This is a genomic window from Paenibacillus sp. FJAT-27812 (assembly GCF_001273905.1).
Taxonomy (GTDB): Bacteria; Bacillota; Bacilli; order Paenibacillales; family Paenibacillaceae; genus Pristimantibacillus.
The window spans coordinates 6,730,570-6,743,159 of the sequence record NZ_LIGH01000001.1 but is presented as its reverse complement, the minus strand read 5'-3'; the positions used below and the strand labels follow the sequence as shown (position 1 = coordinate 6,743,159).

General features: G+C 45.5%; 12 protein-coding genes. 9 read left to right on the top strand and 3 right to left on the bottom strand.

Going from position 1 to position 12,590, the window contains the following annotated elements; translation table 11 throughout:
* Nucleotides 1-137: 137 nt before the first annotated feature.
* Nucleotides 138-1,358, bottom strand: coding sequence for an MFS transporter (locus tag ADU23_RS29045; protein WP_053376949.1), 1,221 nt, complete (start codon nucleotides 1,356-1,358; stop codon nucleotides 138-140).
* Nucleotides 1,359-1,762: 404 nt separating this feature from the next.
* Here ADU23_RS29045 and ADU23_RS29040 point away from each other — a divergent pair, with 404 nt between their 5' ends.
* The 5 genes from ADU23_RS29040 to ADU23_RS29020 all read left to right on the top strand — a co-directional run bounded on the left by ADU23_RS29040 (nucleotide 1,763) and on the right by ADU23_RS29020 (nucleotide 7,201).
* Nucleotides 1,763-3,430 carry a GspE/PulE family protein gene (locus ADU23_RS29040; protein WP_053376948.1) on the top strand — a complete coding sequence of 556 codons (1,668 nt, stop codon included), beginning with the start codon at nucleotides 1,763-1,765 and terminating at the stop codon, nucleotides 3,428-3,430.
* Between the two features lie 32 nt (nucleotides 3,431-3,462).
* Complete coding sequence (locus ADU23_RS29035; RefSeq protein WP_053376947.1) at nucleotides 3,463-4,500, top strand: type IV pilus twitching motility protein PilT; 1,038 nt, start codon at nucleotides 3,463-3,465, stop codon at nucleotides 4,498-4,500.
* Nucleotides 4,501-4,533: 33 nt separating this feature from the next.
* Complete coding sequence (locus ADU23_RS29030) at nucleotides 4,534-5,745, top strand: type II secretion system F family protein (protein ID WP_053376946.1); 1,212 nt, start codon at nucleotides 4,534-4,536, stop codon at nucleotides 5,743-5,745.
* Nucleotides 5,746-5,988: 243 nt separating this feature from the next.
* Nucleotides 5,989-6,369 carry a prepilin-type N-terminal cleavage/methylation domain-containing protein gene (locus tag ADU23_RS34000; RefSeq protein WP_053376945.1) on the top strand — a complete coding sequence of 127 codons (381 nt, stop codon included), beginning with the start codon at nucleotides 5,989-5,991 and terminating at the stop codon, nucleotides 6,367-6,369.
* Between the two features lie 76 nt (nucleotides 6,370-6,445).
* Nucleotides 6,446-7,201, top strand: a complete 756-nt coding sequence (locus ADU23_RS29020; protein WP_053376944.1) for a prepilin peptidase — start codon at nucleotides 6,446-6,448, stop codon at nucleotides 7,199-7,201.
* A 3-nt stretch (nucleotides 7,202-7,204) separates the two neighbouring features.
* On the opposite strand, the gene ADU23_RS29015 is transcribed toward ADU23_RS29020, so the two are convergent.
* Both ADU23_RS29015 and ADU23_RS29010 read right to left on the bottom strand, forming a co-directional pair.
* On the bottom strand, nucleotides 7,205-7,702 hold the full coding sequence (locus ADU23_RS29015) for a prepilin-type N-terminal cleavage/methylation domain-containing protein (protein ID WP_053376943.1): 498 nt from the start codon (nucleotides 7,700-7,702) through the stop codon (nucleotides 7,205-7,207).
* 18 nt (nucleotides 7,703-7,720) lie between these two features.
* Nucleotides 7,721-8,176 (bottom strand): type IV pilus modification PilV family protein, encoded by a 456-nt coding sequence (locus ADU23_RS29010; protein WP_053376942.1) that lies wholly within the window; start codon nucleotides 8,174-8,176, stop codon nucleotides 7,721-7,723.
* Between the two features lie 73 nt (nucleotides 8,177-8,249).
* On the opposite strand from ADU23_RS29010, the gene ADU23_RS29005 reads away from it, so the two are divergent.
* From ADU23_RS29005 to ADU23_RS28990, 4 genes are read left to right on the top strand one after another with little or no spacing between them, the layout of a single operon-like run.
* Entirely contained in the window at nucleotides 8,250-10,031 is a 1,782-nt protein-coding gene (locus ADU23_RS29005; protein ID WP_053376941.1) for a hypothetical protein, read from the top strand.
* A 29-nt stretch (nucleotides 10,032-10,060) separates the two neighbouring features.
* The gene (gene pilM, locus ADU23_RS29000; RefSeq protein WP_053376940.1) at nucleotides 10,061-11,164 is read left to right on the top strand and encodes a type IV pilus biogenesis protein PilM; all 1,104 of its coding nucleotides are present in this window, start codon (nucleotides 10,061-10,063) and stop codon (nucleotides 11,162-11,164) included.
* Nucleotides 11,164-11,730: a PilN domain-containing protein gene (locus tag ADU23_RS28995; RefSeq protein ID WP_053376939.1), complete on the top strand. Its 567-nt coding sequence runs from the start codon at nucleotides 11,164-11,166 to the stop codon at nucleotides 11,728-11,730. The genes pilM and ADU23_RS28995 overlap by 1 nt, the downstream gene beginning before the upstream one ends.
* Nucleotides 11,727-12,458 (top strand): hypothetical protein, encoded by a 732-nt coding sequence (locus ADU23_RS28990; RefSeq protein WP_157266009.1) that lies wholly within the window; start codon nucleotides 11,727-11,729, stop codon nucleotides 12,456-12,458. Before ADU23_RS28995 ends, ADU23_RS28990 begins: the two co-directional genes overlap by 4 nt.
* Nucleotides 12,459-12,590 lie beyond the last annotated feature (132 nt).

The window sequence follows — 12,590 nt, the reverse complement described above, 5'->3', positions numbered from 1 at the left end:
GGCAAGGGAAGGGGGATAGGCACGTATGTGCTCTTAACGCCGAGGATTAGCGTGATTTGGCTTCAACGCTCAATAAGAAAAGCGGCGCAAGAGAATGAATTTCTCTCACGCCGCTTCGCCACTACTATTTAACGGCGTCAGCCGTCCTTGCTTGGTTGTTTCTGTGGTCGCTTGCGCAGCAGCGATTGCCATACCCATCCTGCGTTAACCATAAGCATGACCGCGGATAGGAGGAACAAGCCTTGAATGCCGATCCAGCCGGAGAGAGCACCGCCGGTGATCGGGCCAATCATGTTGCCGAGGCTCATTGTGCTGGTGTTGAAGCTGTACGAGCGGCTCTCCATGCCGTCCGGTGTGTATTTGCGAATAAGGGAGTTTACCGCTGGAATAAGCCCCCCAAGAAAAATACCGAGCACAAAACGAGCAATTAGCAATTGCCAGACCGTTCCGGCCAAAGCCTGCGGGATAAAAGCAAGCGAGGCGCCGACAAGCGCGACCCCAAGCACACGCTCCGCGCCAATTCGATCGCTAAGCTTGCCAAGCAGCGGCGAGGCCACCAAATTGGAGAGGCCTGTAACCGAGCCGACAAAGCCGGCAAAAAAAGCAAGGTTAGCGGTTGTGCCGTGAAGCTCCTGCACGTAGAGCGGAATGAGCGTCATCGGGCTCATCATCGCGAACTGGATGAGGAAGGTGACAGCAAACAATGCGGTAAGCTGCGGAATTCCGCTTAGCTTCCGAAAGCCTTCAATGACGGAGGCCTGCATGCGAGCAGCTGCTTTCATCCGGTCAAAAGGTTCTTTTACAACGAACAAGGCAAGAAGAGAAGCCGCAAAAAGCAAAGCCCCCGTTAGATAGAAAATTGGACGGAAACCGATCGTGTCCGCCATTAAGCCGCCGATGAATGGTCCAAGAATCGTACCCGCAATTCCCCCGGATTGAATCGTTCCCATCGCGAAGCCCATTCGATTTTTTGGCGTTGTTGCCGAGATCAGAGCGATTGAGGCTGGGTTAAAGCCGGAAATCGTACCATTTACCATGCGAAGCAAAAGCAAATGCCAAGGGTTGGTGGCGAAGCCCATCAATACCATAACGATCGACATGCCGAAGCCTGAGCGAAGCAGCATCATTTTGCGACCGTAACGATCGGCCATTTTACCCCATATCGGTTGGAAAATAAACGAAGTAACAAAGTTTCCGGCAAAAATAAATCCAGCCCAAACACCGATCTCATGCTTATCCGATAAGCCCAAATCAAATTGCAGATAAAGGGACAGGAACGGAATGATCATCGTCATCCCAGCCATAACGAGAAACTGTCCGAACCACAACACAACCAGATTTTTTTTCCATTGTTCCATAAGCTGAGTATAGCATAACTTTAATGTCCATTTCCTCAAGCGAGCTTGACCAAAATCGAAAGCGCTTTCGGCAATATTTATTTTTATTTTTATTATATTAATGAAGAATAATTTCTAAAAAGAAAATTTTAAGCCCATTTTCAGCTGAAATGTAGTAAAATAAAAGTGTTATTCGACACATAACGCTACTATTTTTAACATGGGAATGATTTCCTTAGTACATTAATACTACATGGATAATATTACTATTATAAATAGGAAATTATGCTTATCCAGAAAACGGAATATATAGGTCAAAAGTCATTGACAGGGATTATATAACTTGTTTTAATTAAAGCAAGTTTCATTCACCTTATCTCTGCTTCAACATGGTTTGCAAATCTATTGATAGTTGGTGATGAATTATGTCAGGTACCCGTAAGCGAATAGGAGATTTGCTAGTCGAGTCTGGCGTAATTACGGAAGAACAGCTGCAGCAGGCGTTAATTCAGCAGCGGGAATTAAAGACAAGGCTCGGCGATATTTTGATTTCCAAAGGTTACATAACCCAGCAGCAATTTATTGAAGCGTTAGAATTTCAGCTTGGCATACCGCATGTGCAAATCTATCGCCAGAAGATAGATCCTAAAATTATTCAGCTTATCTCTCAAAAGCTAGCAGATCAGCATTGTGTCATGCCGATTCGGATGGAAGGCAATAAACTGATTTTGGCCATGGCCGATCCGCTGGATTATTTCGCAATAGATGAGATACGAATCGCCACTGGTCTTCGCATTGAACCTGTCATTGCCTCCAAAGAAGAGCTTGTTCGTGCTATTAACCGCTATTATGGACTGCAGGATACGATCGAGCAGATCAGCCAGAACCTGCAGCTAAAAGATATAGACGAGGATCACGCCATTCAGGATGAGGATTCTCCTGTCGTGAAAACCGTCAATCAGGTCATTGTACAAGCCGTCCAAATGGGAGCAAGCGATATTCACTTGGACCCGCAGGATGGTAGCTTCCGCATTCGTTACCGTGTGGATGGCGTAATGAGAACCGAACGAATGCTGCCGCCTAACATGCATGGCATTATTGTCGCCCGCATCAAGATTATGGCTAATTTGAACGTTGCCGAGCGGCGCCTTCCCCAGGATGGACGAGTAGAGCTCGATATCGATTTTCGAAAAGTTGACGTTCGGGTATCGACATTGCCAACGATTCACGGCGAGAAGGTTGTTATTCGTGTATTGGATTTAGGGAATTCGCTGGCCGATATTTCTAAATTAGCATTATCCGAGCGCAACGAGCAGGTTTTTCGCAAAAGCATTGAAATGGCGTACGGTGTTGTACTCATAACAGGCCCTACGGGAAGCGGAAAGTCGACGACGCTCTATTCTGCGCTTGCCCACTTAAACAAAGATGACGTCAATATTATCACGATTGAGGACCCGGTCGAGTATCAGCTAGAGGGTGTCAATCAGGTACAGGTTAATCCGCTAAGCGGGCTTACGTTCGCTAGGGGACTGCGGGCTATTTTGCGGCAGGATCCGAATATCGTCATGCTTGGAGAAATTCGCGATTCCGAGACCGCTGAAATATCGGTACGGGCCGCAATGACCGGACATCTTGTCCTTAGTACATTACATACAAACAACGCCGTTAATTCGATTACTAGATTAATAGATATGGGCGTTGAGCCCTTCTTGATTTCGTCTGCCGTCAATTGTATCGTTGCACAGCGGCTTGTGAGACGGATTTGTACGCACTGCAAGCAGCGATATACGCCGATAGACAAGGAATTAGAGCTTATTTCCAGCCACGGCATACGAACGGATCATCTGTACAAAGGCGCAGGCTGCGGAGAATGCGGGCGTACCGGATATAAAGGCAGGCTTGCGATTCACGAAGTGCTGCTCGTCGATAATGATCTTCGATCTTTGATTATTTCTAAACGATCAGACAACGAATATTACGAGCATGCGCTTAAGCAAGGCATGATTCCGATCTTGGCCGATGGTTTAAGGAAAGCAGTAGAAGGCCACACGACGGTGACCGAAGTGTTCCGCGTACTTGGGCAAGGAGAATAAAAGGCAAGTGTTCAGCAGGGAGGGTGCTGCTTATGCAAGCGGAGGAATTGCTTTATTTAGCTCATTCAAAACAAGCATCCGATATCCACATCACCGTAAACTCGCCAATTATTTTTCGAATACATGGGGAATTAAAGCCGATTAACGATGTTTTGTTAAAGCCGAGTGAAACGCTTGAGCTCGCTAAGCAATTTATGACGGACGAACGTTATGAGGCGCTTCAGCAAAATGGTGACGTCGATTTTTCTTACGGAGTTGCCGGACTTGCTAGATTTCGTATTAACGCTTATAAGCAGCGTGGAAGCGTTGGGCTAGCGATCCGTATCGTGCCTAGCCGCATTCCATCGATGGAGGAGCTGCGGCTGCCCCCTATTGCAGCTGAATTCGCGAAAAAGCCGCAAGGCTTGATGCTTGTAACCGGACCAACGGGCAGCGGTAAGTCTACCACGCTGGCATCGATCATCGATCACCTGAACAAAACGGAAAATGCCCATATCATTACGCTGGAGGACCCGATCGAATTTATATACGATCATAAAAAATCGATGGTCAATCAGCGAGAGGTGGGCCTGGATACGCCGTCTTTCTCCCATGGGCTAAGAGCAGCGCTGCGGCAGGATCCGGATATTGTATTGGTCGGCGAGCTGCGTGATTTGGAGACTATCAGTACCGCAATTAGCGCAGCAGAGACCGGGCATCTTGTATTTGGAACCTTACATACTGCGGACGCACCGCAAACGATCGACCGCATCATTGACGTGTTCCCGCCTGCCATGCAAGCTCAAATACGAATACAGCTTGCCGCCGTTTTACTCGGAGTCATCTCGCAGCGTCTTTTGCCGAAGTCCGATGGCAGAGGAAGGATCGCTGCCTTTGAAGTGCTAGTGAATACGCCAGCTGTCGCCAACCTTATCCGTACCGAGAAAATCTTTCAAATTCGTTCTGTGATGCAGACGAACAAGGCGCTAGGAATGCAGACGATGGAGTATGCCTTAAGGGAGCTTGTCCAGCAGGGTCAAATTAAATTAGAAGATGCGCGCGAGGCTCTATTTGGATTCGGCGAGCTTTAAGCAAAACAATTGATTTGTTATGGAGTTGGTATAATGCCGAAATATCGGTACAAAGCGGTTACTTCCAGTGGCAAGAAGTCTATCGGAATTCTTGAGGCCAGCACGATGCAGCGCGCACGCGAGACATTGAGCGAGAAGGGCTTGTGGGTTACGGATATATTGGATACGAACGATACGACGTTATACAAGGATATTTCGTTTGGCGGTCCGCGTGTCAAAATGGATCAGTTTACGGTATTTTGCCGCCAATTGGCTACGATGTACCGAGCGGGTGTCAGTTTAGTAGAATCCGTTCAGATATTGAGCGACCAAACCGACAGCAAAACCTTGTCCAAATTGCTTATAGCGATCGCTGAAGAGATGCGGGGCGGCAAGCAGTTCTCTGAGTCAGTATCCGCTTACCCTACCGTATTTTCACCCATTTTCGTCAGTATGGTTCAAGCGGGCGAGGTGGCAGGGAACCTGGATACGATGCTTGAGCGTCTAGCTGTTTTCTTTGAGAAGGAGCGCAACACGAGAGAGAAAGTAAAGTCGGCGATGGTTTACCCTACGGTTATGCTCGTGATGATGGTACTCGTCGTTATTTTTATGATGCTGTTTGTTATTCCGCAGTATGTAACCAGCTTTGCAGGAATGGGCATCGAGCTGCCATTGCCGACCCGGATCGTTATGGGGATTAGTGAGTTCATGCAGCGTTTCTGGTATATCGTAATTGCGGCAATGTTTGTGCCAAGCTTAGTATGGAAGCTTATCCGGCGCACAGCTGCCGGGAGACAGAAGCTGGATTATTGGCTGCTCAAAATCCCGGTATTCGGCACATTATGGCATAAGCAAGCTATCGCCCGTTTCGCACGGACGTTTAGCTCCCTGATTGCCGCGGCTATTCCGCTTATGCAGGGCTTGTCCATCGTTTCGAATGTCGTGGGCAATGAGGCAATGGGCAAAGTCATCTCGGACATTCGGGAGAAGGTACTGAGCGGAGAGCCGATGTCGGAGCCGCTTAAGCAATCTAACCTATTTCCGCCTATGGTCGTACAAATGATTGCCATCGGCGAACGTTCAGGCGCGACTGAAAACATGTTGGATAAGGTTGCCGACTTCTACGAGACGGACGTCGATCAGATGGCAGATCGTCTGAAGGCGCTGCTAGAGCCGCTTATGATTGTTTTGCTAACTGGAGTAGTCGGCGTCATCGTAATGGCTGTAATGATGCCTACGTTTAAGATGATGCAGAGCTATTTATGAGCATCAGAAAGCTGTAAGCAGGTTGTTTCTGAGCATAGATGTACCCCTTGCTCAGAGCTGCTTGAAAGAATAATAGCTTTATCAAGCCGCATCCCATTGATTACCAGTGAGTCGTTTAGGGTAAATAGCGGTTGTAATCAGTAGCAGTTATAAGGAATAGCATCTGTTTGCTGGAACTTAGACTGCGCATTTCATTGGTTTTACTTTTTTAAATAAGCTTTGAAAATTGAGAGGAGAATGTTTATGTTGATGGCATTAAAACGGAATCAAAAGGGTCTAACACTTATCGAGTTGCTTGCGGTGTTAGTTATTGTGGGGATTATTGCGGCGATTGCTATTCCTGCTATTGGTGGGACAATTTCGAAATCAAAGACAAAAGCAGATACTGCGAGCGAGAAAATGATTCAAGAAGCAGCATTGCGTTACGTAATTGAACAATCGCCAGAACCAGCGGACGGTACCGTAATTACTGAGAGTACACTTGTTTCTGGAGGATATTTAAACGCTGCACCTACTTTTAATGATGGACTAGCAAGAACGTTTACCGCAAAGAAAACGGCCAGTGGATGGTCTATTGTCGTAACAACGGCAGGAGCACCATCACCGTCACCTACTACAACCTAATTTCTATAAATATAAAGGCAGTCCAATCGGATTGCCTTTATATCAATTTTTAGAAAAGACTGGATGAACTATGATAATGTTTATTCTTGCTTGCACTATTTTTGGGATTTTAATTGGCAGTATGTTAAATGCTATCGCAATTCGATGGGATGATAGGCTTCTTTCTGCTTACCCGCCTACGTATACGGTGAAAGCAATAGTGAAGCCCAAGTACTATGAAGTTATTCCAATAATTTCAATAGCCATGTCTAAGGGAACTCACAAAACAGGAGTAGTTTGGCGCTATCCCATAAGCGATCTCATCACGGCTATTCTTTTTGCCCAGGCTGCGTATTACATAGGCTGGAAGCTCGAACTACTCGCAGTATTATTCTTCATAAGCATCCTCATCATCATCGTTCAAACAGACCTTACCGATATGATTATTCCAAATAAAGTGGTGGCGGCCGGTGTAATCGGTGCAGTGTGCATTCGATTATTCGTTCATCCGCTTCCGTTATTGAATTACGGTATCGCAGCTCTTGTCGGCAGCGGGGCCTTGTTAGTCATTGGCATAGTTGGAAGCTGGGTATTAAAGAAGGAGACGATGGGTGGGGGCGACATCAAGCTATATGTGTTTATAGGCTTGATCTTAGGCATTAAGCTTTCCTTGCTCAGTCTGTTTCTCGCCAGTTTATTTGGATTAATCGGAGGGCTTGCCTTGATCGCAGCAGGAGCTCATTCCAGAGGCAAAACGATACCGTTCGGTCCCTATATCGCCGCAGGCGCGTTAGCGGCGTATTATTGGGGGAACGGTTTGATTGATTGGTATTTATCGTTACTGAGTATGTAACAATTAGCGCTGCGTCGTATAGACGGTTGTTAAGATTTCTTTAGTTGAGTTGTTAGGAAGCTGCATGACTAAAGTGATTTGCAGTTTGCCGTTATTTGCGTCAAAGCGAATGTTTTGTACGTGATCGGAGAGCACGACCTTGGTCGGCGAAGCTGCAAGCGTGCCATTTTCTTTTGCTAGGCGGTACACGACTTCAAGAGTATGAGTCGAACTGTTGAAGTTATACTGGGCGTACTGACCGTTGATGCCGTTTAAAAACAAATTGTTGGATGTGCCGTTAAGCGGCGTCGGAATTAATCCTTTCCGGACGGTATTTACAATATGACTCACGGTATCCCGCGACTGCTGCATCACATCTTCTCGCCCAGAAACTTGGTTGAGACTCGTGTTTGTATAATTAAGCAGGTAGATTAATGAACTCAAAATCATTGCAGTTAGTACAAGCACGCCTAGCACTTCTACCAGCGTTAAACCTTTTTCATTATTTTGCAGCTTCTGCATCTTGTACACCACACAATCCTATGATTTGTATTCAATATATGCTTCCAGATTGTATTTTTTGGCAGAAGCAAGCTCTTCGCAAACGATGGTAACGCGTCTGAAATAGTCGTTCGGATTGAGTATGACACTATCGAGCTGCACCGTTTCAAGCGAACCCGGATAGGATTGGATGCGGAGCGAATATTGTTTGTCAGCCGCATTCGGATAATAGATGGTCGCTGATGATAGATTTCGAATGTTGGCAAGCGATAAATTTTGCTCGTAAATCGAAATCGTTGGAGTAGATGACTTTAAATTTCCTTTAATCTCCTCCATTACATTTCGAGAGATAACGACGGATTGGTCAATTTTTTCATTCATTTTAGTATTGATCGTTGATTGCTGCAAAATGTAAGTAATTCCGAGTACCGCGATTGCTAACAGCACGAGTGAGCCAAGCACTTCGACAAGCGTCAATCCCTTTTGATTTCGCATCTTAGGCCCCTATCTATTAAAAGTAATCGTATAGATTTACTCATAGAATAAACTGATGTAGGAGGAAAACGCAATGTTTAAATGTTTTCAATCAGAAAAAGGCGGCACGCTTATGCTCGTTTTCGGATTCATTGTCATGATTGCCTTAGTCATTGCTCCGCTTGCTATGAGTACGAATATTGGCTTGCTTCAAGCGAAGACAAATGGCAACAAGGAGGCGGCATTCACTAAGGCGCATTCGGCAATGACCGTATTCGCTAGACTCTATGAGGAATCGAAAATAAAAGGGGTAATAAATACAAAAGCACAGGTCGAGAAGCTTGTTGCTGCTGTTAATGGCATGAACGACCTGCATGCTGAATTGACTATCGAATCTGACAGTTCAAATAATCCGATTGCCGTACTATTCTCAGCGGATGATGGTTATGACAAGCTCAAGCGCAATGATAAGGTGCGTTATAGCTTAGGACAGATCGCGCCAGAACCAACAGCGACGCCGATGCCAACCCCGACGCCAATCGTAACGCCAACGCCGATGATCCCGACACCGCCGCCATCAACCGTTACGGAGAAGGTGCTTGTGAAAGACAACACAACTACACCGAACAAACATAATAAGCTGTTTGCCGCATGTTATTATGCGCCGCCTGTCGGCGAGCCGCTGCCAGACAAATATTTTAAAAACAGTTATACACAGACGCAGTTCAACAACTGGTTTGGTGCTACGGCAGATAGCTATCTAAATGCTGCCACTCTAGCCATTTCAAATAAGATTGCGGATCCAAGACTCGCTAAAGCTTTGGCACTGAGCAATACAACGCCATCGGGCGCAATTTCGATCTCGCAATCAAGAGCTGCGGTTAATCATACGGGTACGGTAAATATCGGAGGAACCAGCTCGCAAAATATTACGCAGGCCGTGCTGGTCAATTCGGATTCGAATGGGAATGCGTTAACGGCAACTGGCAATCTGGACTTTACGGATATTATCAAAAGCGAAGTTAAATTTGCCGGGAATGTTAAGGTTGGCGGCAATCTTCGAGTAAGGGATACAACTTCTGCCGGATCAATTGTATTTGGAGGAGACGTATACGTTCGCGGCGATGTCGACTTTGGTTACAACGGCGATATCGACAACATTGTCGTTGAAGGAGATCTCATCATCAACGGCAATTTGAAAATGAGCAATACGCTGCAAAAGCTCATTGTTCACGGAGACATTATCCTCGGCGGAACAGCCAGCTCCACCTATCCAATCCATTTGTGGGAAGTTAGAGGGGAAATGGTTGCTAAGGGTGCGGTCACCCTGAGCAATACGGTTTACGCGTTCAAGGTAACGAAAAATGTCATTATCGGCGATAAGCTCTCTCTCAACAGCACGGTTCAAAATTACTTTAATGTTGGAGGATCGTTGCTCGTCAAAAACGATTTGACGTTCAACAACACCGTTTATAACGTGAACATCAACGAGCATATTATTGTAGGCGGAAAAGTGCAATTTACGAACACCATCGAGAAAGCGTTTATCGTAGGCCGATCTTTTGTCGCACGAGGAGACATTACATTCGCTAACGATACGAAGCAATTAATTCATATTGGCGAAAATATGATTACGAAATCGAATCTAAGCTTTAATCCTTACGGGATTGACGGAGGGCTCCAGATAGACGGCATGCTGCTCGTATTCCAAGATGCTAATTTTCAAGCCTTAGAGAAGGATTGGCATTTTAATAAAATGGAGGGCTTTTATATCGGAGGAGTGACAACGTTCTACTCTAACTATTCACAATCCTGGTATATAAACAACCTTAATTCCGGAGCTCAGCAAGAAAGCATTTGTATTACGAAATCTTAGACATCACGCACTCGCAGAGGAGGATTAGGTTGATTCAATCCATATTGCGTCAAATGAAAATAGGCAGTAAAACGCTTGGTCTTGAGATCACAGACAGCCATATAAAAATTTGCGAGACGGAGAGCAAACGAAAGGATGTGCCTCACATCCTCAAATATGCGACTGGAGTGCTTCAAGAAGGAATCGTACGCGATGGCAAGATTCTCAATATGGAGCTGCTCCATACGGCTATTAAGAATCTAATAAACGAGCATAAATTCAGTTCGAAAAATGTGCATTTTGCAATTCCGAGCCAAATGGTGATGGTACGGAATTTAAAGCTGCCGGACCTCTCGCACCATGAGCTTAAAAAGCTCGTACAGTTTGAAATTAAAAACAACCTGGCAGTAGCGTTTGAACAGCCTCATTATGATTTTATTAAATTGCCGAAAAAGGTTGCGAAAGAGACGGAAAAACGGCCTCCAATGCTCAAAAAGCTGTTAAACAAAAATTTAGGCGCAAGCCCAGAGCAAACGGAGGAGCCTTCCGAGGATCATTTATGCGATGTTCTTGTCGTAGCAGCGCCAATGGACATGCTAAGGGAATATTCGGAGATGTTCGCATCTCTAAAGCTTGTGCCGCGCAGCTACGAGATTAAACCATTCTCGATACTTCGATTGCTCGAGAAGAGTCCGATCGAGTCAACGGGACTCACGATTTTGTTGGATGTAAACGAAGCAAACAGCGAGCTGACGATCGTAGAAGATGGCATTTTCAAAATTACGCGTAATGTGGAGATTTCGTTTAAGGCGCTGCAGCCAAATACAACCGAAGACAATAACCAATGGATCTCAGAGTTCACTAGTCCCGAACACACATTTGTTTCCGCGGCTGAGGATCTTATTTCTGAAATTGAACGCTTAATGAATTTTTATTACTATACGCTCAACAAGGGAAATGTCCAATTCGACTCCATCATGGTGTCAGGCAGCATTGCGAATATGGAGATTTTAGTAAAGGCTCTGGAACAACGGATGACGCAGCGGATTGTTGCAATCGATTGGAAGAGATTGGAAGTTGCTAACGATTCAGCTCACTGGAGCGTATCCTCCTATGCAGTCTCGCTGGGCCTAGCTTTAAGGGGGAGCGACTGATGAAATCGATTAACTTATTGCCAGGGAAACCGAAGAAAGAGCGAAGTGTATCCTATATTACGATTCTAGTCGTTATCGCAGTCGCATTTGTAGCTCTTATATTGCAGAGTTCCTTGTATCTGGTGTGGTCAAAAAATCAAGACGAGATTGAACAGCAAATAAGTTCCTATGATGCCCAGATCATAAAATTGAAAGAGGAAGGGCAGTCCCGAGACTTAATTGATAAATTTCATTTAGCGTCTTCTACCCTCTCCCAGTTGAAGGAGCAGCGTCCCGAATACATCTCTTATCTCGCAGCCATAATCGGGTACTTGCCGAGTAGCGCAAAAGTAGTATTCATAGAGGCTTTGGAGAAGGACAAGCTTGCCATGCAGATCAACTTCAAAGCTTATGCTGAATCGGTAACGTATTTGGAAAAGCTTGAAGCCAGCCCGCAACTAGGCAATGTGCAGTTTGGTTCATATACCAACAAAGTTGAGGAAAACAACGCAGCAGGCGGCAAAATGACCGTATTTGAAATGCTGCTGCAGGTTTCATTCGCTGAAAGCAAAGGAGTGAGCGAATGATGGATTTACAATTCAAACCGTCGAAGCAGCCTGCAAAGAAATCACATTTGCCTACCATTATCATCATCGGTATTTGTGTCGTGCTCAATGTGTTCGTCTTGGTATATCTATTTTTGCCGCAGCTAACCAATGTTGCAACGAAACGAATCGTTCTTAATATGAAGATATCTGAATTCAAAGGCGCAGAGCAGCAATTTACGACGACCGAGCAGGTAACCGCCGAGCAAAAAGAAGCGTTATTGTCCGAGCTGCCTGCTGCAAGCGTAGGCTCCAAGGAATTAACGACCATCTATGAGCTTGCTAAGGATTCTAAGCTTGAATTCGTTTCTTTTTTGAAGAAAGAGCCGGAAACGGGCCAAACGAATGAAACAATGGATCCCAATATACAGACTGATTCCTTTGATGTTAAAGTGGTTGGCCATCTGGATCATATGCTGTTTTATTTGAACAATCTGCAAAACCATAAGCCGATAATCGGAGCGCCAACATGGAAGCTGACATGGCTTGAGCCTGATAACGTAGCGTCAACTTATCCTTTTTTGTTCAACAATCCGAATATGGACAAAACCAAACCGGTGTACGAGTTGTCGATTACGTTCGAGCTTTATACGATGCCGCAATTAGCAGAAGCCTTTCAGCTAGAGAAACCTTCTAAGGTAGACGACACGGATGCGATGAGCAAGCTTCTTGCGAAATACCCAAGTTTGAAATTAAGCGAAGCAAGATGAACGCAGCAGGTTGAATATGGTAAAATAACGAAGCGCTTGCTCCAGGCTGGATGCAGGACGCTTCTTTTTTTGTTCGGTCTGTGATCATGTTCATAGATCCTTCATGCAACCAAATGCCGATTGTCATACTAT